The 25,903-nt window shown below is 23.2% G+C and carries 28 protein-coding genes and 2 pseudogenes; 17 read left to right on the forward strand and 13 right to left on the reverse strand.

Features of this window, described 5'->3' with window-relative positions:
- Positions 1-231 precede the first annotated feature (231 nt).
- From ABWV63_RS01580 to ABWV63_RS01610, 7 genes are all read right to left on the reverse strand, one after another.
- Complete coding sequence (locus ABWV63_RS01580; protein ID WP_353306544.1) at positions 232-354, reverse strand: hypothetical protein; 123 nt, start codon at positions 352-354, stop codon at positions 232-234.
- A gap of 273 nt (positions 355-627) precedes the next feature.
- Positions 628-1,113 carry an IS630 family transposase gene (locus ABWV63_RS01585; RefSeq protein ID WP_353306545.1) on the reverse strand — a complete coding sequence of 162 codons (486 nt, stop codon included), beginning with the start codon at positions 1,111-1,113 and terminating at the stop codon, positions 628-630.
- 99 nt (positions 1,114-1,212) lie between these two features.
- Complete coding sequence (locus ABWV63_RS01590; RefSeq protein WP_353306546.1) at positions 1,213-1,572, reverse strand: IS630 transposase-related protein; 360 nt, start codon at positions 1,570-1,572, stop codon at positions 1,213-1,215.
- 123 nt (positions 1,573-1,695) lie between these two features.
- Positions 1,696-2,055 (reverse strand): hypothetical protein, encoded by a 360-nt coding sequence (locus tag ABWV63_RS01595; RefSeq protein ID WP_353306547.1) that lies wholly within the window; start codon positions 2,053-2,055, stop codon positions 1,696-1,698.
- Between the two features lie 22 nt (positions 2,056-2,077).
- Complete coding sequence (locus tag ABWV63_RS01600; RefSeq protein WP_353306548.1) at positions 2,078-2,497, reverse strand: HIT domain-containing protein; 420 nt, start codon at positions 2,495-2,497, stop codon at positions 2,078-2,080.
- A gap of 51 nt (positions 2,498-2,548) precedes the next feature.
- Positions 2,549-4,267: a hypothetical protein gene (locus tag ABWV63_RS01605; protein ID WP_353306549.1), complete on the reverse strand. Its 1,719-nt coding sequence runs from the start codon at positions 4,265-4,267 to the stop codon at positions 2,549-2,551.
- Between the two features lie 16 nt (positions 4,268-4,283).
- Positions 4,284-6,317, reverse strand: coding sequence for a hypothetical protein (locus tag ABWV63_RS01610; protein ID WP_353306550.1), 2,034 nt, complete (start codon positions 6,315-6,317; stop codon positions 4,284-4,286).
- Positions 6,318-6,622: 305 nt separating this feature from the next.
- On the opposite strand from ABWV63_RS01610, the gene ABWV63_RS01615 reads away from it, so the two are divergent.
- Genes ABWV63_RS01615 through ABWV63_RS01625 form a run of 3 tightly spaced genes read left to right on the forward strand, consistent with a single transcriptional unit; the run spans position 6,623 to position 8,895 of the window.
- Positions 6,623-7,906: an aminotransferase class V-fold PLP-dependent enzyme gene (locus ABWV63_RS01615; RefSeq protein WP_353306551.1), complete on the forward strand. Its 1,284-nt coding sequence runs from the start codon at positions 6,623-6,625 to the stop codon at positions 7,904-7,906.
- A complete protein-coding gene (sufU, locus tag ABWV63_RS01620) occupies positions 7,893-8,351 on the forward strand; it encodes a Fe-S cluster assembly sulfur transfer protein SufU (RefSeq protein WP_353306552.1) in 459 nt (152 codons plus the stop codon). Before ABWV63_RS01615 ends, sufU begins: the two co-directional genes overlap by 14 nt.
- Positions 8,335-8,895 carry a 5-formyltetrahydrofolate cyclo-ligase gene (locus ABWV63_RS01625; protein WP_353306553.1) on the forward strand — a complete coding sequence of 187 codons (561 nt, stop codon included), beginning with the start codon at positions 8,335-8,337 and terminating at the stop codon, positions 8,893-8,895. Before sufU ends, ABWV63_RS01625 begins: the two co-directional genes overlap by 17 nt.
- A gap of 223 nt (positions 8,896-9,118) precedes the next feature.
- On the opposite strand, the gene ABWV63_RS01630 is transcribed toward ABWV63_RS01625, so the two are convergent.
- A complete protein-coding gene (locus ABWV63_RS01630) occupies positions 9,119-9,445 on the reverse strand; it encodes a transposase (protein WP_353306554.1) in 327 nt (108 codons plus the stop codon).
- Between the two features lie 237 nt (positions 9,446-9,682).
- Here ABWV63_RS01630 and ABWV63_RS01635 point away from each other — a divergent pair, with 237 nt between their 5' ends.
- From ABWV63_RS01635 to ABWV63_RS01650, 4 genes and pseudogenes are all read left to right on the forward strand, one after another.
- Positions 9,683-10,057: an IS630 transposase-related protein gene (locus ABWV63_RS01635; RefSeq protein WP_353306555.1), complete on the forward strand. Its 375-nt coding sequence runs from the start codon at positions 9,683-9,685 to the stop codon at positions 10,055-10,057.
- Positions 10,058-10,231: 174 nt separating this feature from the next.
- Positions 10,232-11,465, forward strand: a pseudogene (locus tag ABWV63_RS01640) (IS256 family transposase).
- Between the two features lie 484 nt (positions 11,466-11,949).
- On the forward strand, positions 11,950-12,228 hold the full coding sequence (locus ABWV63_RS01645) for a transposase (protein WP_353306556.1): 279 nt from the start codon (positions 11,950-11,952) through the stop codon (positions 12,226-12,228).
- On the forward strand, positions 12,216-12,545 hold the full coding sequence (locus ABWV63_RS01650) for an IS3 family transposase (protein WP_353306557.1): 330 nt from the start codon (positions 12,216-12,218) through the stop codon (positions 12,543-12,545). Before ABWV63_RS01645 ends, ABWV63_RS01650 begins: the two co-directional genes overlap by 13 nt.
- Here the strand turns inward: ABWV63_RS01650 and ABWV63_RS01655 are convergent.
- Together ABWV63_RS01655 and ABWV63_RS01660 are read right to left on the reverse strand one after the other, a co-directional pair.
- Positions 12,532-13,716 (reverse strand): annotated as a pseudogene (locus ABWV63_RS01655) (IS256 family transposase). The gene ABWV63_RS01650 and the pseudogene ABWV63_RS01655 sit on opposite strands and share 14 nt — an antisense overlap.
- Before the next feature lie 280 nt (positions 13,717-13,996).
- Positions 13,997-15,520 (reverse strand): hypothetical protein, encoded by a 1,524-nt coding sequence (locus ABWV63_RS01660; RefSeq protein WP_353306558.1) that lies wholly within the window; start codon positions 15,518-15,520, stop codon positions 13,997-13,999.
- A 574-nt stretch (positions 15,521-16,094) separates the two neighbouring features.
- On the opposite strand from ABWV63_RS01660, the gene ABWV63_RS01665 reads away from it, so the two are divergent.
- The 3 genes from ABWV63_RS01665 to ABWV63_RS01675 all read left to right on the forward strand — a co-directional run bounded on the left by ABWV63_RS01665 (position 16,095) and on the right by ABWV63_RS01675 (position 17,133).
- A complete protein-coding gene (locus tag ABWV63_RS01665) occupies positions 16,095-16,388 on the forward strand; it encodes a hypothetical protein (RefSeq protein ID WP_353306559.1) in 294 nt (97 codons plus the stop codon).
- A gap of 78 nt (positions 16,389-16,466) precedes the next feature.
- Positions 16,467-16,904, forward strand: a complete 438-nt coding sequence (locus tag ABWV63_RS01670; protein WP_353306560.1) for a transposase family protein — start codon at positions 16,467-16,469, stop codon at positions 16,902-16,904.
- Positions 16,905-16,911: 7 nt separating this feature from the next.
- Entirely contained in the window at positions 16,912-17,133 is a 222-nt protein-coding gene (locus ABWV63_RS01675; RefSeq protein ID WP_353305571.1) for a transposase, read from the forward strand.
- A 637-nt stretch (positions 17,134-17,770) separates the two neighbouring features.
- Here the strand turns inward: ABWV63_RS01675 and ABWV63_RS01680 are convergent.
- Both ABWV63_RS01680 and ABWV63_RS01685 read right to left on the reverse strand, forming a co-directional pair.
- Positions 17,771-18,262, reverse strand: a complete 492-nt coding sequence (locus tag ABWV63_RS01680; protein WP_353306561.1) for an IS630 family transposase — start codon at positions 18,260-18,262, stop codon at positions 17,771-17,773.
- 621 nt (positions 18,263-18,883) lie between these two features.
- Positions 18,884-19,099 (reverse strand): hypothetical protein, encoded by a 216-nt coding sequence (locus ABWV63_RS01685; RefSeq protein ID WP_353305932.1) that lies wholly within the window; start codon positions 19,097-19,099, stop codon positions 18,884-18,886.
- A gap of 126 nt (positions 19,100-19,225) precedes the next feature.
- Here ABWV63_RS01685 and ABWV63_RS01690 point away from each other — a divergent pair, with 126 nt between their 5' ends.
- Genes ABWV63_RS01690 through ABWV63_RS01700 form a run of 3 tightly spaced genes read left to right on the forward strand, consistent with a single transcriptional unit; the run spans position 19,226 to position 20,077 of the window.
- Positions 19,226-19,489, forward strand: a complete 264-nt coding sequence (locus ABWV63_RS01690) for a hypothetical protein (protein ID WP_353305542.1) — start codon at positions 19,226-19,228, stop codon at positions 19,487-19,489.
- Complete coding sequence (locus tag ABWV63_RS01695) at positions 19,432-19,662, forward strand: hypothetical protein (RefSeq protein ID WP_353305844.1); 231 nt, start codon at positions 19,432-19,434, stop codon at positions 19,660-19,662. Before ABWV63_RS01690 ends, ABWV63_RS01695 begins: the two co-directional genes overlap by 58 nt.
- 7 nt (positions 19,663-19,669) lie before the next feature.
- Positions 19,670-20,077: a transposase family protein gene (locus tag ABWV63_RS01700; RefSeq protein WP_353306562.1), complete on the forward strand. Its 408-nt coding sequence runs from the start codon at positions 19,670-19,672 to the stop codon at positions 20,075-20,077.
- 199 nt (positions 20,078-20,276) lie between these two features.
- Here ABWV63_RS01700 and ABWV63_RS01705 read toward each other — a convergent pair whose 3' ends face one another.
- Positions 20,277-20,459: a hypothetical protein gene (locus ABWV63_RS01705; protein ID WP_353306563.1), complete on the reverse strand. Its 183-nt coding sequence runs from the start codon at positions 20,457-20,459 to the stop codon at positions 20,277-20,279.
- A 313-nt stretch (positions 20,460-20,772) separates the two neighbouring features.
- On the opposite strand from ABWV63_RS01705, the gene ABWV63_RS01710 reads away from it, so the two are divergent.
- From ABWV63_RS01710 to ABWV63_RS01725, 4 genes are read left to right on the forward strand one after another with little or no spacing between them, the layout of a single operon-like run.
- Positions 20,773-21,306: an XRE family transcriptional regulator gene (locus ABWV63_RS01710; RefSeq protein WP_353306564.1), complete on the forward strand. Its 534-nt coding sequence runs from the start codon at positions 20,773-20,775 to the stop codon at positions 21,304-21,306.
- A 20-nt stretch (positions 21,307-21,326) separates the two neighbouring features.
- A complete protein-coding gene (potA, locus tag ABWV63_RS01715) occupies positions 21,327-22,379 on the forward strand; it encodes a spermidine/putrescine ABC transporter ATP-binding protein (protein ID WP_353306565.1) in 1,053 nt (350 codons plus the stop codon).
- Positions 22,351-23,484, forward strand: a complete 1,134-nt coding sequence (gene potB, locus ABWV63_RS01720) for a spermidine/putrescine ABC transporter permease (protein WP_353306566.1) — start codon at positions 22,351-22,353, stop codon at positions 23,482-23,484. Before potA ends, potB begins: the two co-directional genes overlap by 29 nt.
- Positions 23,484-25,886, forward strand: coding sequence for an extracellular solute-binding protein (locus tag ABWV63_RS01725; RefSeq protein WP_353306567.1), 2,403 nt, complete (start codon positions 23,484-23,486; stop codon positions 25,884-25,886). Before potB ends, ABWV63_RS01725 begins: the two co-directional genes overlap by 1 nt.
- Positions 25,887-25,903 lie beyond the last annotated feature (17 nt).

Below are 25,903 nucleotides of genomic sequence, written 5' to 3' on the forward strand. Positions count from 1 at the left end.
ATTTATAAATATTATTATTGACAATTGATTAAATTTATTTACGGAATATGTCTTTTATATTCTTGCCTTTGATATCAATAGATATAGACTAGTATTGTTTTTATTTATAATTTGTTTTATTAACAATTAAGATGAAAATTGTTTTAGATTTCTAAAACAATCAGTAAAAATTTTTAAAATTAGTTGATAAGGGCTATTGATAATAATATAAAATTTATTAATAATCAAAAATTATTGATTAGCAAACTCTGGGCATTTCATAATTTTTCTTGCTGTTTTTGAGTTTGAAGCTAAATCATTACCATTAAGTTCTTTATTACAACTTGAACAATGTAATACTTTTCTTTTTTTCATATCTCAATCTCCTTTATCTTTTTTTATTAATGCTTAAAATTATAGCATCATTAATAAAAAAAGCTTTTTTGATGAAAGCAAAAAGATAGTTATGCCACTCATCAATTAATAATTTTTATAAAATTTGATAATAATAACTATTATAATATTTTTTTCTTATTATTTATGTTGAAAATAAAATCCAAAAATATTATTAATTATTTATTAAAAATTGGTTTAATACTATTTTCAACCAAAATTATAAGTTATTAATAATTATTTTATGACTTATAGCTAACTAAAGTAATGTTTACTCATATCTTGAAAAAAATCAATAGCTTTTTTAATATTTGGTCAATAATTTGGTAATATTTTTCTTATATTATGTTTTATAGCAAATCAAAAATGTTCAATTGGATTTAAATTAGGAGAATATGGTGGAAGAAATAATAGTTTGCATCCAGCATTTTCAATTAATTGTTGTGTTAATTTAGATTTATGAAACGTTGCATTATCTAAAACTATAATTTGTCCACGCTTTAATACTGGAATTAGTATATTTTTTACATATGATTCAAAAATTTTACTGTTGCAATGTCCTTCAAATGCTCATAGGGCTTTTAATTTAACTTTATTTAGTGAACCAATTATAATCATTCTTTTTATTTTATATGCTGGTTTATTATCAAATAATCTTTTACCTTTTTCAGATCAACCATATTTATAAAATTCATTATCAGCAATTCCAGATTCATCAATATATACTAAATCTTCATTCATTATTTTAGCTATTTCTTTTAAAAAATCTTCTTGTTTATTTTTATTTCTTTATTCATATAAAAAAGTTTTTTTATATGAATAAAGAAATAAAAAAGTTTTTTATATGAATAAAGAGATAAAAAAGTTTTTTTTATATGAATAATTTAGTTTTTTGAAATAGTTATAAACTGTTTCTTTAGTCATATCACCAAATTTTTCAATCACTTTTTGAACTGTAACATCTTTATTTTGCGCTAAATAATTTTTTAATTCATCTAAATCCTTTATTTTGTGGCTATGTCATTTTTGATAATTCAAAATTGGTTTTATATGACCAGTTTCTTTTTTTCTTTTTCTTCATAAGAATAAAGTCTTTCTAGTAATATTGAACACTTTACAAATTTCTTTAATTTTCATGTTTTTACTTTCATAGGCTTCTATTATTTTTTTTCGTAAGTCTTCACTGTATGGTTTTGGCATAATTTAATCTTCCTAATCTATTTTAAATATTGCTGAATTGTACTTTTAAATTCAAAAAATGTTTAAATTACATATTATTATTTTACATTATTTATAAGTAAACATTACTTTAGTTAGCTATATTTAATAGTAAATAAGTCATAAAATAGAGCCGAACGCCATGATAATATGTGGTAAAGCATTAATATAAGTTCATGTTGACTTATAATCTACATCTTTGCCAACAAATAAACCGATAACTATTATAACTGAAAGAAATGATATAAATAGTGCTCATAGTCTTGATCATAATCCAGGTTTAACTGAAAATGGTATTAGAATATAAATAATACCTATTACAACTAATGTAGTTCCATTTTCATTTCAGCCATAGAAACTATAAGTTATAACTCCCGCTGCATACAATAAACTAAAAACAATAATTCATACAGCGCCAATTAACATTAATATTTTAGGTAAAGTTAATAACTTAAGACTTTTCATTTTTTCCCTCCTTAAATATTTTTTACGTTAATTGTGATTTTAGTATTTTTTTAAGATTATTAATATCATCAATTGTAACATTTTCTTTTGTCCTATTAATTAAAAACCCTTTTTCACGAATATATTTTGGAATGATATGAACATGATAATGAAATACTTCTTGAAATGCTTCGCTACCATTATTAGTTAAAATATTAAATCCTTTAATTTCGGGAATAGTTTTTATTAGCAAATTAGCAATTTTATGATTTGTGATACTAACATCACTCACTATTTTAGGTGTAGTATCAATAAAAGTTTCAAAATGTTGCTTTGGAATTACTAGAATGTGTCCTTTAGTTACGGGATTGATATCCATGAATGCCGCTGTATTTGTATCTTCAAAAATTAAGTTATTTTTATCTTTAATAATTGTACAAAAAATGCATGCTTTATTTGTCATATATTTCACCTCAACTTACTTTATAAGTATAACTTAAAATATTAAGTATTATTATGGATAAAACTCTTTTACCTTATTTCAAAATCCTTCTTCATATATATTATTTTTTGGAATATATGTTGGAAATAAATTTTGAGCAGCGATTTTAAAGTTTTCAGCTACTGGTGAATCTTTAGTTGCGGAATCACTAGCAGATATAGAATATAACATTTGTCAAAATATATTTCACTTTGTTTCTTGGGTAATAGTGCTTTCGTTAGCATCACCCCTTATATACTTAGAGAAATCTGTCTCAAGACTAGCGTTACCACTATTGTTTCATGAATGAATTAAATTACTAATTTCTGGAACTCAGCCTTTGTTTTTATTATTTAAAAAACTAAAATCTAAATTTTGTAAAAGGTTTAGGAAATAAATAGGAGCAGAATAAGTAAATGTAGCAATATTATTATTCGTAGTGTAATGTAATCCGCCATTAGTTACTCAACTTGCAGCTTCTTGGGTAGTAGTAGCAGTGCTTAAGAAACCATTAGCGCCAAAATTAGGATCAATTTCACTAATAGTTGAGGCATTACCACTTGTTAATTGAGTAAAAAAATCAGAATTTAAAGTTTTTCCTTCGTTTTTTGTTGGATCACCATCTTTAACAATTGACTCTCACTTTGGAGGTTCAGAAGGACTACTATTTCATTTTTGATCAATGCTTTGCGCATTTGCTAAATCAGTAGTAAGGTTTCAATTTACATTATAGTTACTCTTTTGTCAACCAGTAGTATCTTGTAATTGACTTATGTAAAGGTTATTTGTTTGGGTTGAAATTATAGGTTTACCTGCTTCATTATCTTTAATATCAACAATATTATCTAAAATATAAGACATTGTAAATAAAGTTTGATTTAATGCTGGTAAAATTTCATATTGATAATATTGTTGATAACGAAAACGTAATCATCATTGGAAACGTTTTAAATATTTTGAATAAGTTGGAATATCAGCGCCAGAAAGACCTTTTTGTGTTTTATTAATGCCAGCACTACTATTTCATTTTTTAGCATCATTTGGTAATAATTTACCAATTTCATTACTATAATTGTCATCTGGATGTTTAGCAATGGCAGCTAATTGTTCATCAAAAGCAGCATCTTTATCACCATAATCTTTATATAAACTATCAGGAGTAAATATTTGATCAGGATCATTAACTTTATCAGTATCTTTATTTTTTTCTTTATAAAATTCTACATTTTGATAATTAAATTTACTTGTACCATCCTGATGTCAACTTTGATTTTGAAATAATAACTCATTATTATCTGCTGCTGATACTTTATCTAGTGAATTAGCTGTATTAATACCACTTAAGTACTTTTGAGTTAATAAACTTAATCCTAAATCATCTTTAAGTTTTATAAAAGCTTTATTGGCTTCTCCCATTGTAGTAGTACCATCTGCATTTTTTGTGTTTTCGCTATAATGAAGTTTCTTATGAAAAAATTCATAAAATTTTTGCTGAGCAATTGTTCCTTCAACATCTTTTAAAATAAAATCAAGACCTTGTGAATAAGTATTCTTAAACTGAGCAGAAATCGTTTCATTAAAGTTTACTCCTAAAAAATTAAATAATACACGATTTTTATAATCATCAGGAATTTTACCACTAGGTAAATTACTCATATCACGTTCATTATCACAAGCAACTAATAATAATACAGGGCCAGATAAAAGAGTAACTGAAGTTAATAATGGTAAAATCTTTTTTATGTTTTTCATTTTTTATACCTCCCGTCTAAGAACTAATGATACTTGGATCATATCATCATAATGTTCGTTTCCCAACAACATCTAGATAATTAGCAATATTAATATCCATACGAGCAACTGGTGCATCTTGTGTAAAGCCATCTCATGTATTATTAGTTTTTATAATATTATCCTTAAATGTTGCATTAATATTAATACCTTGTCTATTATTTCAACGATTTTCTTTAGTTTTATCAAATCAACTTTTCATTTTTTCAACAAAATCATTAATTTTATTATCAGTTGGATCAAGAGGACTTGAACCAAATATATCCTGTAAATTTCAATGAATTAAACTTGAGTTATTATTAAAGTATAAATTATAATCTCATCAAGTTGCATCACCAAGGCTACCAGTACCTCCAGTAAAGGCTGTTAATGTATCATTTAAATTAAAAGTAGGAGTTGTATTTGGAGTATATTTTTGTAGTAAAAAATCAGTTTGTAAATAATCAAGATAAGGAGAATCAGATAATCCATCTGGACGCTCAGATAATGGTGCTAAGTCTTTTCACTGATAAGTATCTTTTCTATGATTTTTAAATGTTTTAATTATATTATAAGTTAATTCATCGCTTTTAGGTTTATCTTGCTGTTGATATGTGATACCTGGCGTTTGAATAAAATGAATACCACCAGTATCAATAAAAATACCAACTCCAGGTCCATTATTAACTGCAGCATCAGGAAGTTGCGGTCCTTTTTTATCTTTCATATAAACTAAATCATTATATTGACTAGTACCATCTTTACCTTTATCTTTAATACTATCACGGTCTATATAAGGAATTAAGTCCTCTAAACCCTTTTCCTTGTCAGTTGGTGAAGTAAATTGTGTTAATTTATATGGTTGAATACCATCAACATTTTTACCAACACCTTCAGCACTAGTTACATAACGATATAAGTAATAATAAAAAGGACTATTCTCTTGTGAAGATTTAGTAATATCCATTAATCCCAAATCACCAGTTTTACTAACATCAGTAGTAGCGGCACCTTTTTCTTCAGTGAATGTTTGATCGAAACCATTGGTTCTAATATTGTTTAAAATTTCATTAATTTTAGTTTTATTTTGAGAAAACTGATAAGCATTAATCTTTTCTTGTAAAGGTTTAGCAGTAGAGTCAAAAGGAATAACAATTTGACGAGTTCAAATTAATTCTTGATTTCTTAACATTACTTTAGCTATTTTAGATTGATTATCACTTAATAAGCCATCAATAGTATTGTATGAATCTGTTTCATAATTACTATCATTCTTATCATCACTAGTTTTTACAACAGGAAGACTAATATTAACACCAGTTCATGTTTTAGCAATTTTGACATTATGGTTTAATTTTGCAATAGCATCTGATTCTGAATTATTAGCATTAGCAACAATTCAAATTTTGCTATAATATTTACCAGCAACGATACTACCTGTTTTACCATTAATGTATTCTTGTACATTATCATAAGTACCATTTGGATTGTTTTCACTCTTTACTTGTTCTCATAAATCCTTTAATCAAATATTAATTTCATTTTGATTGTAGTATTTATAATCCTTATAATTACTAGTAACATAACTACGTTGAATAATACCTAAAGCACTCTTTTTTAAAATATTATCAATGTAAGTATTAACATCATTATCGCCCAATACTTTCTTTCATTGTTTTTCTCATGAACGACCATATTTTGCTTGTAATGATTTTATTTTATTTTCCATTTCAGATTGAGCTGCTCTCAAAGCAGCAAGATAATCATATTTATATTTTGGAGTATTTTTTAAAATTGAAAGATTAATATATTGATTAATATCAGTATATAATGTTTTACCTCATCCACTATTGGGATTATTTAATAAGTAATTAAAAAAGGTGTCAGTCGTAGTACTTGTATCTATAAAAGAACTATTTCAGTCGAAAACATTAGTTGTGCCTCTTTCATTTGAATTATTACAAGCTATAATAGACATAGTTGATGTTGATGATAACGTGAAAGCTGCAACTAAGGCAAGAATATTGCGCACTTTATTCACTCCTTTTAATTAAATCTATAGCAAAAAAAGATTTTTTAATTTATTTTACTAAGATATCTTAACATAAAATTTATATTTAAGGGATAGTTTTTTCTAATTAATTTTAAAACGAAATAACTAATTACCAATTATTTATTTTAAAAAATTTAAAATATTAATTTTTTTAAATATTATTACTTTATAGTGCACAAATAATATTTTATTCATTTTTTAATTTTAAGAAAATTAGCATAAAATTAAGTGTATAATCATTAGTATAAGTATATTATATTTGGTGTAATGATATAGGAGTAAATATGAATAAAAAAATAAACATTAATGATAATACCTTTAAAACTGATTTCCCCTTTTTTAAAAATAATCCTGATTTAGTTTATTTAGATACAGCCGCTTCTTCACTAAAACCACAAATAGTTATTGACGCTGTTAGCGATTATTATAAAAAATATTGTATTAATCCACATAGTCAAGATTATAAACTTGCTGTTAAGGGAAATGATATATTTGAAGATACTAGAAAAACAATTAGTAAATTTATTAATAGTAACGAAAACGAAATAGTTTTTTATCCTTCAGCAACTTTTGCTTATAATCAAATTGCTTTTGGTTTAGAAAAATATTTACAAGAAAATGATGAAATTTTATTAACCACTTTAGAACATGGCTCATTACTCTTACCATTTTATCGTTTGATACAAACTAAAAAAATTAAAATAAAATTTATTGAAACAAATAAACAAGGAGTCATTACCGTTGAAAGTTTAAAAAAAGTTTTAACACCTAAAACTAGAATAGTTGCTTTTGCAAATATTAATAATTCTTTAGCAATAGAAAATGATACTGAAACATTAACTAATTTTATTAAAGAATATGGTAAAAAAAATGTTAAAAGTGATAATTGAATTTTTAAAAATATTTTAGTAATAATAGATGGTGCACAATCAATAGGACATATAAAAACTGATGTTAAAAATTGAAATATTGATTTTTTTGGATTTTCTGGTCATAAAGTTTTTGGTCCAACTGGAATCGGTGTCTTTTGAGGAAAAAACGAATGATTAAATATGCTAGATCCACTAATATTGGGCGGGGGCATGAATGGTGATATTTATGAAAATGGTAAATTTAACTTATTAGATAGTCCTTATCGTTTTGAAGGTGGAACACAAAATATTGCAGGTGTATTTGGACTGGGTGCAGCTATTAAGTATTTATTAAACATTGGTATTGAAAATATTAGAAATCATGAAATTTTACTAAAAAAATACGCAATTGAACAATTAACAGCGCATTTAGGAAATAATATTGAAATTTATAATATTGATGGCAATAGTAGTAACATAATATTTAATATTAAAAAAGTATTTGCACAAGATGTTGCTAATTTTTTAGGAACACAAAATATATGCGTACGCAGTGGAACTTATTGTGCTAAATTATTACCTAATATAATTAACAACGAAGTAACAATTCGTCTTAGTTTTTACATATATAATTGTAAAAAAGATATTGACTTATTATTAATAGCTTTAAAAAAAGGGATTAATGAAGGAGGAGATTTTTTAAATGAATTCTTTTAATAACAATCAAGACTATTATCGCAAACTAATTGTTGAACACTATAGTAATCCAAAAAATAAAGGTTTTAAAAATTTGCCAAATAGTTTGACATATCATCAAAACAATGAATCATGTGTTGATAATTTTCATGTTGAAATTTCTATTAAAAATAAAGTTATTAATAGCGTACGCTTTACTGGAATTGGGTGCGCTATTTCAACTGCAGCAACCGATCTTTTTTGTATTTTAATTGAAGGCAAAACAATATCACAAATAAAAGAAATTATTATTAATTATCAAGCAATGTTATCAGAAAAGCAATTTAATGATAAAATAATTGAAAATATGATTGCTTTTAAAAATGTACCAAGACAGCGTAATCGAATTAAATGTGCTCTTATTGGTATTAATGGTATTAATAAAATAATTGAGAAAGAATGTGAAAAAAATGGAAATGGAAATTAAGGATAAAATTAGTTTAAGAACCATTTATTTAAAAAAATTAAAAAATGTTTCTAAAACTAATTATCAAAAGTGAAATAAAATTATTTTCAATAAATTTAATGAATCACATTATTTTAAACAAAATAATGTATTTGCTCTTTATAATTACTTACCATATGAAGTAGAAACTAAAGAAATTATTGAATTATTATGAAAAAATCTAAAACAAGTTTGTTTACCAAGAATGAATGGCGAACATTTGGAATTTTACTTTATTAATAGTTGAAACGATATCGTATTTGATAATGATTTTAAAATTGGACAACCAAGTTTAAATTGTCAAAAAGTTATAGGAAGTCAAATTGATTGTATGCTAGTACCATTGATTGCCTTTGATAAAGATTATTACCGTATTGGTTATGGTAAAGGTTTTTACGACCGTTATTTATCTAAAAATAAATTGAACTTTAGTAAAATAGGACTTGGTTTTGCTATTCAAAAAATTCCTTATATAATTAATCACGATAATTGAGATATACAATTAGACTATATTTTTACTAATTAATATTTTAATCTAAAATTAAATACACTAATCAATAAATAAAAGATAGTTTAATTAATCAAATTATCTTTTTTTATTTTTATTGTATATTCATTTTTTCAATTATAGACTTAAATTAAGATTTACTTATAATAATTATTGGCTTTTATCCCTTTATGTACTATTTTTAAATTTTATCACATAAATGTAGATAAAAGCCTATCTAGGAAATTATCCCCACATGTATCTAAATCAAACACAAAATTATAGTTTCAAAACTAGGTATCTTATTGAATTTATATGCAGTTTCTTTTGCATATAAACGAATATTGTGTTTTGAAACTTTTATGTGTGTTCGGAAAGTTCGTCGGATGTGTTTTCATGCAGATTCAATCTGGTTTGTGTTTACACCTGTTGATGACACATACCCAACTTCATAATTTACGATTTCATGTTTGTGATATAAGTTTTTGAAACTTCCATATCCCTTCCAATAATCCGTAAATAGACAACAACCAGTAGAAATGTGTTTCAATGCAAATCATAAAAAATTTTTCTCATCTACTTTTTTCAATACTTTCACAATTAGTTTGTTGCTGGTTTTTTTAAAACCTACATGTGAAAGATATCTCTAACTAAAGTAATGTTTACTCATAAATAATGTAAAATAATAATATGTAATTTAAACAGTTTTTGAATTTAAAAGTACAATTCAGCAATATTTAAAATAGATTAGGAAGATTAAATTATGCCAAAACCATACAGTGAATAATTACGAAGAAAAGTAATAGAAGCCTACGAAAGTAAAAACATGAAAATTAAAGAAATTTGTAAAGTGTTCAATATTACTAGAAAGACTTTATTCTTATGAAGAAAAAGAAAAAAAGAAACTGGGCATATAAAACCAATTTTGAATTATCAAAAAGAACATAGCCACAAAATAAAGGATTTAGATGAATTAAAAAATTATTTTGCACTAAATAAAGATGTTACAGTTCAAAAAGTGATTGAAAAATTTGGTGATATGACTAAAGAAACAGTTTATAACTATTTCAAAAAACTAAATTATACATATAAAAAAACTTTTCTATATGAACAAAGAGATAAAAATAAACAAGAAGATTTTTTAAAAGAAATAGCTAAAATAATTAATGAAGATTTATTATATATTAGACATATTCCGTAAATAAATTGAGGCTTTTTAAAAATCTGTGTATCTTTTTACAAAGTTACTAGTTTAGATTAATTCTATCTTCAAATTTTATCGGTAATGTTTGGTAATCTGTGTAACTTACAAAAATAACTATGTTTAATTAATTCTAGTAAATAAAATTAAATAACTAGAAAGAGTGAGTTACTTATGTCTAAAAAACAAAATATTAATAATAATGATCCAATATCAAAAGCAGTAGATTTATTACTAGAAAATACTGAAGATTTAACAACAGTTTTTAAATAGGGAGGTTTATATAAAGAATTAACAAAAATATTAGTTGAAAAAATGTTGAATTCTGAAATGCAAAATTATTTAGGATATGAAAAAAATCAACATAATAATAGTGATAATGCTCGTAATGGTATAAGTTCAAAAAAATTAATAACTCAACAAGGTAAAATTGAGATTAATGTACCACAAGATCGTAATAGTAATTTTGAGCCAGTAATAGTTGCAAAAAGACAAAGAAGATTTGATGGTTTTGATCAACAAGTTCTTTCATTATATGCCAAAGACATGACTTTATCAGATATTAGAATGCGGTTACAATATTTATATCATGGTGCTGATGTTAGTGAAAGTGTTATTAGTCAAATTACTGATGATGTTATTGATGATGTTAAAGCATGACAAAATCGGCCATTAGAAAGTGTTTATCCGATTGTTTATTTTGATTGTATAGTAGTTAAAGTACGACAAGATAAACGAATTATTAACAAATCAGTTTATATAGCACTAGGAGTTGATTTAGAAGGTAAAAAAAGATATTTTAGGTTTATGAATTAGTGAAAATGAAGGTTCTAAGTTTTGATTATCTAATTTCACAGAAATGAAAAATCGAGGCTTAAATGATATTGCTTGTAGTGACAATTTAACAGGAATGTCAGAAGCAATACAATCAGTTTATCCTAAAAACGAACATCAATTATGCATAGTTCATCAAATTAGAAATAGTTTAAAATATGTTTCATACAAACATAGAAAATCACTAGTTACAGATTTAAAACCAATTTATAGTGCATGTAGTGAAGAACAAGCAATGCAAGCTTTAGAATCTTTTGAAAGTAAATGAAATAAACAATATCCTCAAATTGCTAAATCATGATATAAAAATTGAGATAATTTAATGTTTTTTATTAGTTATCCTGCAGAAATCAAAAGAGTGATTTATACAACAAATGCTATTGAATCTGTTAATAGTCAATTACGAAAAGTTATTAGAAATAAAAAAGTTTTTCCAAATGATATGACAGTTTTTAAAATATTTTACTTAGCAATTGAAAATATAACAAAAAAATGAACAATGCCCATTCAAAATTGAAATACAGCAATTGCTCATTTTATGATAAAATTTGAAGATAGAATTAATCTAAACTAGTAACTTTGTAAAAAGATAAACAGATTTTTAAAAAGCCTCATTTTTGATTTGCTATAAAACATAATATAAGAAAAATATTACCAAATTATTGACCAAATATTAAAAAAGCTATTGATTTTGTTTTTCAATATATGAGTAAACATTACTTTAGTTAGATATATTTAATAAAAATTTCAATAAATATAAACACAAAAAAAGTAAACAATGTGTTCCTTGAAACTAAAACACAATATTTACACAGTTAAAGTATAACAAAAACACAAAAAAATACAAATATTACAAAAAATAATAAAAATATAATTAATGCAAAATTCTTTTTTGTAAAAATATTTTTTCAATTTTACTTTTATTAAAAACTTTATAAAGAAAATCTAAAACATCATTTTTATTAAATTTATTTTTTAAATATGGATGGGTTATACTTTATTGGACACTAATTACGTAGACAAGTGAACAAATTAGTTAAAAGAAAGGAATTATAATTATGGCCAATATTAACTCATATTCAGATGAATTTAAAAAACAAATAGTAGCTTTATATCAAAGTGGTAAGTCAGTGTCTTGTCTTGCTAAAGAGTACAATGTTACAAGAGCAGCTACTTATAATTGAATTAAGCAATTTACTAATTTAGGTAGTTTTAAAACCAAAGATAACCGTTCTGTTGAAGAAAATGAATTAATTAAATTAAGAAAAGAATTAAAACAATTAAGAATGGAAAATGATATTTTAAAGCAATCAACACTAATAATATGCAGAAAATAGAAATTATTACTAAAAATAAAGTTAAATATAAAATTCGTACAATGTGTTGTTTTTTAAAAATCTCTAAATCAACATATTATTTTAATTTCAAGAAAAAAGAAGATAAAATTCAAAATAATATGTATGATGAAGCTTTTATTAGTGCTTTTAAAGAAAATAAAGAAGCTTATGGAACAAGAAGATTAAAAGTTGTTCTAAAAGAAAAGAAAATTAATTTATCAAGACGAAAAATTAAAAAAATTATGAATAAACATAATTTAATATGAGGCTTTTTAAAAATCTGTGTATCTTTTTACAAAGTTACTAGTTTAGATTAATTATATCTTCAAATTTTATCATAAAATGAGAAATTGCTGTATTTCAATTTTGAATGGGAAGTGTTCATTTTTTTGTTATATTTTCAATTGCTAAGTAAAATATTTTAAAAACTGCCATATCATTTGGAAAAACTTTTTTATTTCTAATAACTTTTCGTAATTGACTATTAACAGATTCGATAGCATTTTTTGTATAAATCACTCTTTTGATTTCTGCAGGATAACTAATAAAAACCATTAAATTATCTCAATTTTTATATCATGATTTAGCAATTTGAGTATATTGTTTATTTCATTTACTTTCAAAAGATTCTAAAGCTTGCATTGCTTGTTCTTCGCTACATGCACTATAAATTGGTTTTAAATCTGTAACTAGTGATTTTCTATGTTTGTATGAAACATATTTTAAACTATTTCTAATTTGATGAACTATGCATAATTGATGTTCGGTTTTAGGATAAACTAATTGTATTGCTTCTGACATTCCTGTTAAATTGTCACTACAAGCAATAAGAATATCATTTAAGCCTCGATTTTTCATTTCTGTGAAATTAGATAATCAAAACTTAGAACCTTCATTTTCGCTAATTCATAAACCTAAAATATCTTTTTTACCTTCTAAATCAACTCCTAGTTCTATATAAACTGATTTGTTAATAATGAGTTTATCTTGTCGTACTTTAACTACTATAAAATCAAAATAAACAATCGGATAAACACCTTATAATGGCTGATTTTGTCATGCTTTAACATCATCAATAACATCATCAGTAATTTGACTAATAACACTTTCACTAATATCAGCACCATGATATAACTCTTGTAACTGCATTTTAATATCTGATAAAGTCATGCCTTTGGCATATAACGAAAGAACTTGTTGATCAAAACCATCAAATCTTCTTTGTCTTTTTGCAACTATTACTGGCTTAAAATTACTATTACGATCTCGTGGTACATTAATCTCAATTTTACCTTGTTGGGTTATTAATTTTTTTGAACTTATACCATTACGAGAATTTTCACTAGTATTATGTTGATTTTTTTCATATCCTAAATAATTTTGCATTTCAGAATTCAACATTTTTTCAACTAATCTTTTTGTTAATTCTTTATATAAACCTCCCTCTTTAAAAACTGTTGTTAAATCTTCAGTATTTTCTAATAATAAATCTACTGCTTTTTATATTGTATCATTATTATTAATATTTTTTTAGACATAAGTAACTCACTCTTTCTATTTATTTAATTTTATTTACTAGAATTAATTAAAAATAGTTATTTTTGTAAGTTACACAGATTACTAAACATTACCAAAAATATTGATTTTGTTTTTCAAGATATGAGTAAACATTACTTTAGTTAGCTATATTTCTATATATAAATGCTCAATAGTAGTTTGTGTATTCAAAAATAAATGATACTATATTTATTTTAAATTACTATTATATTTATGTTCTTGCTTTTCAATGTTGTTCTTTTGCAATATTTTTATTTCCTTTTGAAGAAATTTTAGTTTTTCAATAAGGGTAATTTTCACCTTTGCTTTTTGCATTAACAATATTCATTGGATCTAGATTATATAATTCAGTTGTTCCTTGTTGACTAGTAGGACGATGTAGAACAATAGTTCAAGAGTAAGTTTCTAAGTTATCTGCTGCGCTATAATCAGTTGTAAATGAATCACGAAACATTCAAGCACCACCATAATCTTTACGATATAATTTATCACTAACACCATCAATTATTTCTGCTTTTTCTCAAACAGTTTCAATTTGTTCTAATGTTCAATGGTGAGTAGTAACTTTTTGCACTTCGATTGTTTCTTTTTTTCTTTTTGTGTTTGTTTTCTCTATTATTGGTTGTGTTTCTTCAACAGTTATTGTTGTTGCTTGTTCATTAAAATTAGATGTTTCAGATTCATAATAACTACTGTCTTTAACATCAAAACCACCTTGATTTTTTGGTTGGTAATTAGTTTCGGTATTAATATTACTTTCTGTTGTTGGTGATTTTGAATATATTGTTGTATCTTCTACACTTTTTTTTTCAACTGTTGGTTCTGAATATATTGTTGCATTTTCGATATTATCATTTATTTCTTCTTCATTTGTAATAGATTCGGATTTAAGATTAGTAAGAGTACCTGGTGTTGGTGAAACAGTTTCAGCATGATAAGCGCCTTGCGTTGGTGTTTGTGATAGTTCATGATTAGTATAATGGACAGTTGCTGTTGAAGGATTAGTAATTATTTTTTCTTGTGTTAGATCTTGTTTAATAACACTATTGTTAGTTTCTTGGTTTGCTATTTGTTGTTCTTCATTATTTTGAGATACTGGTATTGTTACGATGTTAGGAAGCGTTATCTTATCATCAACTTCTTGTTTTGCTATTACTGTTTCTTGTTTTGCTTTTGGTTTAGCAACAGGCATTAATAGTGTATTTGATTTATATTTAGAGGTAATATTAATAATTAATCAGAGACTGTGGATTAATAAAAGTATTGCAAATAGCTCAGCCAACATTAATGGTAAAAAAGCTATTAGAAAGTTACCAGTTGTATTTATTATTTCGCCGTCTTTTTTATTAGCTAAGAAAGTAAAAGTTTTAAATCTAAAAATAAAAAATACAATAAGAAAGATAACAAATATTGCTGAAAAAATAAAACTTATTAAACAAAAAAGTGCTGATACACTATTTTTAGTTTTTAAAAAAATAAAAGGTACGACTACTAATGTAAAAGATAAACCAGAAAATATGAAAACAATAATACTGATTATATTGAAACTGATTTGTAAATTAGAATTAGGCTGTTGTGGATTATTGAATCATTTAATATAGTTATCAACTGCATCTCGACCAATAGTTGCTCATAAAACCCAACCTATCATTAAACTTGTAGTAATTAGAAGGCCATTAATAAGAATTGTTAATTTGCTATATAGACGAATACGATAAATTTTTGGTTCTTTCATTGAACTAGAATTTATTTCCTCTATCATAAAAATACCCCAATCTATTTTTAATATACTTACTCTTTTTATAATTATATCAAATTAAAAATTAAGATAGTGTCGTGTAATTAATTGAACTGGAAAAATGAACAATATTAATATATTATTGTATTAATATTGGTTTTTTAAATAAAATGAAAGTCTTTTTATTAAATTAAAGTTTTAGAGAAAAGGAAGATAAAAAGATATGTTAAATAAAACAATAAAATAAATAAAAATAATAATTTTCGAATAACTATGCTATTTAAATAATGAATTTATTAATAGTTAAAATATTAATTATTAATGGAGAACTTGGTCATATAATAAAATTAAATAAGATTATTAATTTGAATGGAGAAAATTTATGAAAAAAGAAAAAAAGTCAAACAAAAATTAGTCATTTATATAGATTAAAGTTAAAAACGCCACCTAATAAAGCGTAACCCATCCACTGTTTGATACAAACTAGAGAAAAAAATGAATCAAAAACTTTTGAAATTTTAAAAAAAGAATTAAATCGAAAATTTAAAAGAAATAAATTTTCAAAAAAATATTGCCAATCAATCAATGAAACGAAAAATGACAAGAAAATATTGCATTTTCAAAATATTTAGAACCTAAACATATAAAAAAAATAAAAGATGTTTTTGCTGAAAATAAAAAAGAAAAGTATCGAATTGAATCCGAAGAAAAAACAAAAGAAATATGATCAGAATTTCAAGAATGAAAAAATAAACTAAAAGAGTTAGAAAAAGAAGTTAGTGAAACTAGAGTAAATGGATTTATTCCAAAAGAGGATAATAGAGAAAAATCACCAGCTAGAACTATAGACATATTCCGTAAATAAATTTTTTAAAAGTCAATTAATAATTTAAAATTTATTTTATAATTTCTTTATTAATAAATTAATAAGGTGTTGATAAAAATGAATTTTGAAAATTTAAAAAAATTAAAAAATGAACAATTTTATAGATATTTTGGTATAAAACGTTTTCATTTTGATGAAATGTTAACAAAATTAATTGAAATAGAAAATTTAAAAAAAACTAAAGGTAGAAAATATAAACTTTCAGTTGAAGAAAGATTGATGATGACTTTAGTATACTGAAAAGAATATTATACTTTTTTCCAAATGAGTATTAAATATAAAATGAGTGCATCAAGTTGTTTTCGAAATATTACTTGAGTAGAAAATAAACTTAGTGATGACAAAGATTATCAGTTTTTAAAAACAAAATATAAATCAAAAATTGAGAAAAAACAAGAATATTTAAATGAATTTCAATTTTATTTAATTGATTCAACTGAAATTGAAATTGAAAGACCAACTAAAAAAACTACAGTTAGAATATTTTTCTGGTAAAAGTTGAATGTTTTCTATAAAATTTCAAATTATATATGACTTTTTTAATAAAAAAATTGTTGATATTTTTGCTGATAATGGAAAAGTACATGATTTTCAAATATTAAAAAATTCAAATCTTGAATTTTCAGAAAAAACAATAATTATTGGTGATTTGGGATATCAAGGAATACAAAATATTTATAAAAATACTATATTACCAATTAAAAAACTAAAAATAAAAAATTAACTAAACAAGAAAAAATCTACAATAAAATTATTTCAAAAATTAGAATTAAAGTTGAACATGTTTTTGCTTGATTAAAAAGATTCAAAATTTTAATAAATAAATGTAGAAAAAGTATATTTAGACTTATGTACTTAAGATTTAACTTACTTTGTGAAATTTTTAATAAAACAAAACCATTAAAATAAAAAAATATTTTTAATATTTTTTTAAAAATTTAAATTTTTATCAAGTTAATATAAAAATAATATTAACAATTTTTGTGTTTGAAATATAAATTTATTTTTAAAGTATTTTTTTAAAAATATTAACTTCTATAATTATTAACACTAAAAAATTTATAAATATTATTATTGACAATTGATTAAATTTATTTACGGAATATGTCTTATGAAAAGAATGGGTCTATAACTTTAAAAAAATATTACAACTTTAATTTATCAAATTTATTATTCTATACACAATATTCAAAATTTGGTAAATTAGTTTTTTATTTATTTGAAAGTTATATAATAAAACATAAGTAGTTACAAAATACTTAGATTTTAGAGAAATGAGAAATTATTAAAGAAGGGAAAAATAGAAAGAAATATGCAATTTTATTTACAAGCTGATGTTGGTCAAGCTGTTATAAATATAGCTAACTAAAGTAATGTTTACTCATATCTTGAAAAATAAAATCAATAGCTTTTTTAATATTTGGTCAATAATTTGGTAATATTTTTCTTATATTATGTTTTATAGCAAATCAAAAATGTTCAATTGGATTTAAATTAGGAGAATATGGTGGAAGAAATAATAGTTTGCATCCAGCATTTTCAATTAATTGTTGTGTTAATTTAGATTTATGAAACGTTGCATTATCTAAAACTATAATTTGTCCATGCTTTAATACTGGAATTAGTATATTTTTTACATATGATTCAAAAATTTTACTGTTGCAATGTCCTTCAAATGCTCATAGGGCTTTTAATTTACCTTTATTTAGTGAAACAATTATACTCATTCTTTTTATTTTATATGCGGATTTATTATCAAATAATCTTTTACCTTTTTCAGATCAAGCATATTTATAAAATTCATTATCATCAATTCCAGATTCATCAATATATACTAAATCTTCATTAGACATATTCCGTAAATAAATTTAATCAATTGTCAATAATAATATTTATAAATTTTTTAGTGTTAATAATTATAGAAGTTAATATTTTTAAAAAAATACTTTAAAAATAAATTTATATTTCAAACACAAAAATTGTTAATATTATTTTTATATTAACTTGATAAAAATTTAAATTTTTAAAAAAATATTAAAAATATTTTTTTATTTTAATGGTTTTTTTTTATTAAAAATTTCACAAAGTAAGTTAAATCTTAAGTACATAAGTCTAAATATACTTTTTCTACATTTATTTATTAAAATTTTGAATCTTTTTAATCAAGCAAAAACATGTTCAACTTTAATTCTAATTTTTGAAATAATTTTATTGTAGATTTTTTCTTGTTTAGTTAATTTTTATTTTTAGTTTTTTAATTGGTAATATAGTATTTTTATAAATATTTTGTATTCCTTGATATCCCAAATCACCAATAATTATTGTTTTTCTGAAAATTCAAGATTTGAATTTTTTAATATTTGAAAATCATGTACTTTTCCATTATCAGCAAAAATATCAACATTTTTTTATTAAAAAGTCATATATAATTTGAAATTTTATAGAAAACATTCAACTTTTACCAGAAAAATATTCTAACTGTAGTTTTTTTTAGTTGGTCTTTCAATTTCAATTTCAGTTGAATCAATTAAATAAAATTGAAATTCATTTAAATCTTCTTGTTTTTTCTCAATTTTTGATTTATATTTTGTTTTTAAAAACTGATAATCTTTGTCATCACTAAGTTTATTTTCTACTCAAGTAATATTTCGAAAACAACTTGATGCACTCATTTTATATTTAATACTCATTTGGAAAAAAGTATAATATTCTTTTCAGTAGACATATTCCGTAAATAAATTTTTTAAAAGTCAATTAATAATTTAAAATTTATTTTATAATTTCTTTATTAATAAATTAATAAGGTGTTGATAAAAATGAATTTTGAAAATTTAAAAAAATTAAAAAATGAACAATTTTATAGATATTTTGGTATAAAACGTTTTCATTTTGATGAAATGTTAACAAAATTAATTGAAATAGAAAATTTAAAAAAAACTAAAGGTAGAAAATATAAACTTTCAGTTGAAGAAAGATTGATGATGACTTTAGTATACTGAAAAGAATATTATACTTTTTCCAAATGAGTATTAAATATAAAATGAGTGCATCAAGTTGTTTTCGAAATATTACTTGAGTAGAAAATAAACTTAGTGATGACAAAGATTATCAGTTTTTAAAAACAAAATATAAATCAAAAATTGAGAAAAAACAAGAAGATTTAAATGAATTTCAATTTTATTTAATTGATTCAACTGAAATTGAAATTGAAAGACCAACTAAAAAAACTACAGTTAGAATATTTTTCTGGTAAAAGTTGAATGTTTTCTATAAAATTTCAAATTATATATGACTTTTTTAATAAAAAAATTGTTGATATTTTTGCTGATAATGGAAAAGTACATGATTTTCAAATATTAAAAAATTCAAATCTTGAATTTTCAGAAAAAACAATAATTATTGGTGATTTGGGATATCAAGGAATACAAAATATTTATAAAAATACTATATTACCAATTAAAAAAACTAAAAATAAAAAATTAACTAAACAAGAAAAAATCTACAATAAAATTATTTCAAAAATTAGAATTAAAGTTGAACATGTTTTTGCTTGATTAAAAATATTCAAAATTTTAATAAATAAATGTAGAAAAAGTATATTTAGACTTATGTACTTAAGATTTAACTTACTTTGTGAAATTTTTAATAAAACAAAACCATTAAAATAAAAAAATATTAAAAATATTTTTTTAAAAATTTAAATTTTTATCAAGTTAATATAAAAATAATATTAACAATTTTTGTGTTTGAAATATAAATTTATTTTTAAAGTATTTTTTTAAAAATATTAACTTCTATAATTATTAACACTAAAAAATTTATAAATATTATTATTGACAATTGATTAAATTTATTTACGGAATATGTCTAGTATACTAAAGTCATCATCAATCTTTCTTCAACTGAAAGTTTATATTTTCTACCTTTAGTTTTTTTTAAATTTTCTATTTCAATTAATTTTGTTAACATTTCATCAAAATGAAAACGTTTTATACCAAAATATCTATAAAATTGTTCATTTTTTAATTTTTTTAAATTTTCAAAATTCATTTTTATCAACACCTTATTAATTTATTAATAAAGAAATTATAAAATAAATTTTAAATTATTAATTGACTTTTAAAAAATTTATTTACGGAATATGTCTTTTAAAATAAAGTAATAAATTTTATTTTAATTTTATAGTAGAAAAATGAAAAAATTATTTTTTTTATTACACATTTTTACAATAATAATTTTATATTTATTTTATTTTTAATAAATAAAATATATAATTGTTTTTTTTAAAAAATATTATATAATTTTGTTTGTATTATTTAACTTAAAGTTTAGTATAAATAAACAAAAGGAGAAAATAATCAATATGAAAATTGGAAGAAAGTTAAAAACTTTAAGATTGAAACACAATTTAACTATGGAAGAGTTAGGGAAACGTTGTGATTTATCAAAGGGATTTATTAGTCAGTTAGAGCATGATGTTTCTTCACCCAGTATTGAAACACTAAAAAGTATTTTAGATATTTTTGATTGTCCATTATCAACCTTTTTTGCTGGTGAAGTAAAAGAAAAAATAGTTTTTAAATCACAAGATGTTACTGTTAGTGACGAAGAAGATTATCAAATAAAATGAATTATTCCTAATGCTCAAAAATTAACATTAGAACCAGTAATTTTAACTTTAAAACCATTTGGTAATTCAAATAAAATTCCGCCATTTCAAGGTCAGATCTTTGGATATGTATTAAGTGGAACAGTATTTGTTCATTATGGTGCAACGAGATTAAAAGCAGTAGCTAATGAAGCATTTTATATTAAAGGTAATGAAAAACATTATTTAGAAAATCCCAATAATTCAATTGTAACTATTTTATGAGTTTCAAATCCACGAATTTTTTAAACCATTTAAAGGAGGAAATTATGAGTGTAAATATTTTAGAATTACGTAATATTACCAAAGAATATGATGGTAAAGTTGTTTTAAAAGGAATTAGTTTAAATATTCATGAAGGTGAATTTCTTACCATTCTTGGTCCTAGTGGTTGTGGTAAAACAACATTATTAAGGATTATTGCTGGTTTTGAACAACAAAACAATGGTCAATTATTGTTTAAAGGTAAGGATTTAACTAAAATTCCAATTCATAAAAGAGAAATAAATACTATTTTTCAAAATTATGCTTTATTTCCACATTTAAATGTTTTTGATAATATTGCTTATGGTTTAAAGTTAAGAAAAATTGATCGTGAAAAAATCAAAAAAGAAGTTAAAAAAGCTTTAGATTTGGTTAAATTAAATGGTATGGAAGATAAAGATGTTAATGATTTATCTGGTGGTCAAAAACAAAGAGTAGCAGTAGCTAGAGCATTAGTTCTTAATCCTAAAATTTTATTATTAGATGAACCTTTTGCTGCTTTGGATTTGAAATTACGTCAACAAATGCAAGTAGAATTAAAAAAAATTCAAGAAGAAATTAGTATTACTTTTATCTTTATTACTCATGATCAAGAAGAAGCATTTATTATGTCAGATCGGGTAGTTGTTTTAAATCAAGGTCAAATTCAACAAATTGGGACGCCACAAGATATTTACAATGAGCCCGAAAATAAATGAACATCACAGTTTGTTGGTAGCTCGAATGTTATTGAAAATGGTGTATTTGTTAATGATTATTGTGTTCGTTTTGACGGTAAAAAATTTGCATGTTCTGATACTGGTTTTGGTGAACAAGAACGTAATATTGATATTGTTATTCGACCAGAAGATATTGATTTAGTTAATGCAGGTAGTGGTTTTTTTGATGGAACTATTAAAACTATTGCTTTTAAAGGATTATTATGAGAAATTGAAATTATTGCTAATAAACACAAATGGATAGTTCATACTACTGATAATTTTGAAGTAGGTAACCGTGTTGGTTTAAAATGAAATGTTGAAGATATTCATGTTATGTGAAAAGAAATTGAAGAGTAAAATGAAAAATTTGTTTAAACGTAATATTAAAACACAAATTTTAAAATCACAAGATATGTTAGTTAATAATTCAAATCCAGAAAAAATTATTGATAATCAAAATAAAAAAAAGTATAGATTTAAAAAATGGTTTAAACTTAAAAAAAATAATGTTTCTTTACAAGAGGTAGCAAAAAATAAATCGAAAATGAAACGAGCAAAAAATAAAAAAGCATTGTTATGTTGAAAAAAAACAAACCAAAAAATAACTTTTATTAAAAATAAAATCAAAGATAAATCAGTAAATTTTGGTTTTAAATCATGAGTTACGCTTGCTTATCCATATTTATTGGTGATGCTAATTTTAATTGTATTGCCATTATTAATTGTAATTTTATATTCAATTATTAAAGCAACTAATAATGCTTGAATATTTCGTTTTACATTTAGTAATTTTAATGATTTTTTTAAAGAAAATAGCTATGTTATGGTTTTATTACGTTCAATTGGTTATTCATTTGTTGCCACTTTAATTGCTGTTATTTTCGGTTATCCCATTGCTTATATTATGGCTTTTATGTCCACAAAAATTGCTTCAAAAAATATTTGAGTTTTAGTTACTTTACCAATTTGAATTAACATTTTATTACGTACAATTGGATTACAAATTATTTTTAGTATTTTAGGTCCTAATGTTTTATTAGGAACTCCAATTGGTATTATTTTAGCAATTGTTTATATGTTTATGCCTTTCGTTATTTTACCGATTTATAATTCTTTAGAAAAAACAGATCGCAATTTATTAGAAGTAAGTCAAGATTTAGGAGCTTCTAAGATGAAAACATTTTGAAAAGTTACCTTTCTTTTTTCAGTGCCTGGTATTGTTTCTGGTTTTACTTTGATGATGTTAAGTGCTATGACTTCACTAGTAGTAGTTAAATATATTGGTGAAGGAAAAACTATTTTAATTGCAAATATTATTGAGTCATATTTTTATCGTGGTGCTAATTTTGCTTATGGTGCTGCTATTTCTGTTATTTTAGGTATTATTGTTTTAATTATTATTTTTTCTTTAAAAGCGATTGGTAGTTGAGCTACTGGTAAAAAAATAGGAGGTATTAATTAATGAGATCTTTTTTTAAAAATAGTTATTTAGCTATTATCTTTTTATTATTTTATACTCCAATTTTAGTTTTAATGATATTCTCTTTTAATGGTGGTGATTCAGTTCGCAGTTGAAATTCTTGATCATTGTGGCCTTATTACGATTTATTTCAACAAAGTGAACTTTGAGAATCGGTTAGTGTAACATTAATTGTTGCTTTTATTTCTACTTTTGTTGGTGTTGTTATTGGTACGTTTGCTGCTTTGGGTTTAAGTAAAACAAAAAAAATAACACGTAACATTACTTTAGGGATTACTAATATTCCTTTAGTTAATGCTGATATTGTTACTGCTGTTTCTTTAATGTTATTATTTATGGCATTTGGTTTTAGTTTTGGTCTTGGAACATTAATTTTTGCTCATATTTCTTTTAATATTCCTTATGTTATTATTACTGTTTTACCAAAAATTAAATCAATAAATATGTCACAATTAGAAGCAAGTCAAGATTTAGGAGCGACCCCTTGATATACGCTACGTAAAATTGTATTACCAACAATTAAACCAGCAATAATTGCCGGTGCAGCTATTGCGTTTGCTATGAGTTTTGATGATTTTTTAATTTCTTATTTTACTGGTGGTAATACTTCTAACGTTTCAACTTTTATTTATTCTTTAAAACGAATTAAGCCTTATATTAATGCTTTTTCAACAATTATTATTTTATTAATTGCAGTACTTATTATTTCTTGAAATACTTATGTTCTTTGCAAAAAACAAATTAAACAACGTAATGAAAAAATTGATAAAGGTATTTATCATGATAAAAAAATTATTAAAACTGAGAAGTTGTTAACTAAATATTATTTACAATTAAATAGTTTTAACTATAAAAAGGTTAAGAGTAAAGGTAGAAAGCGTAAATCATTATATAGTGATGGTAATTTTGAAATTGTAACTGAGCAAGATATTATTAAAATTCAAGATTATATTAAAAATCACCCGAAACTTATTAATCAAATTTCTAAACTTGAAGCAAAACTTGAGATAGAATCAATTTGAATTGAACATATAAAGAATAAGATTAAAAAAAAGAAAGAGTTGAAAGAAGAACGCTCAAAATCAAGAAGAGAGAAGTATCGTTTTTTACTATGACCGTGAAAATTAATTATGATTAGTATCATCTTATTATCAAGTTTTATTAGTTTGGGTGTTTTCTATATTTATACTAATGTTTATGATTTATCAATTGCTAATTGAGGCGAATATATGAATCCCAATATTTTAAAAGAATTTGAAAATAAATATCAAGTCAAAATAAAATACTCAACTTTTGATGATAATGAATCATTGTATGCTAAATTGTATACTACTAGTTATGATGTAATGGTTCCTAGTGATTATATGGTTGCTAAATTAGCAAGTGAAGATAAACTTTTTCCAATTGCAACAAAAAATTCTGCAGGTGATATTGAGTATGATAGTAGAATTGATTTTAATCCAAAAGAAGATATTAATCATGATTTATATGAATTAATGAATAAATATCAAGTTGAAAATAGTGATGTAATTTTAAATAAATTTGGTTTAAATAGTTATAGTATTCCTTATTTTTGAGGTGATGTTGTATTAGTAATTAATACTACTAATGAAAATATCCTTCGTGATCTTGGTATTAATGATGATGGTTCAAATGTTCAATGAAGTGTTTTAACAGATGCTGAAAAATTGGGTAAACGTATCGTTTTAAATGATGATATGTATAACTTATTTATGACTGCGCTTACTGATTTACACTATAAAAATAAATGAGGAGAAAATACTGGTTCAGATCAATATAATCAAGTAGGAAATGAATTTTCTGATAATATTAATGCTCATAGTCCAATTGAAATTAAAGATGCAACTGATTGGTTAGAACCAGTTATCAAAAATAAAAATACAAAATTATTAAATGATGATATTGTTGATGAAATTAGCGATAAAAATAAATGGGATGTAGCAATGATGTATAACGGTGATTTATTATCTGCAATTGCTGATAATCCTGATCTTTATAATGGTAAGTACCTTGTTGTTAGACCATATATGGGAACTAATGTTTGAAATGATGATATGGTAATTAGTAAAGATTCTCCTCATAAAGATTTAGCTTTTAAATTTATTAATTATATAATGCAAAAGCAAACACAAGTTGATTTAAGTAGTGAATTTGGTTATACCTCACCTTTACAAGCAACTATGGATGAAGTTAGTAATAATTTTTCAACAGAAATTTGAAAGCATGTATATATTCCAAAAGATGGCCAATTACCCGATCCATTAGATCCAAGTAAGCATCACGAAGGATATTTTAACGGTTTATATACTCGTAGTTTTGACCCGCAAATGCAAACTGCTTATAATAGATTATTAGCACGTTAATAAAATATTGGATGGGT

The organism is Spiroplasma ixodetis (genome assembly GCF_040369795.1).
Classification (GTDB): domain Bacteria; phylum Bacillota_I; class Bacilli_A; order Mycoplasmatales; family VBWQ01; genus Spiroplasma_E; species Spiroplasma_E ixodetis_B.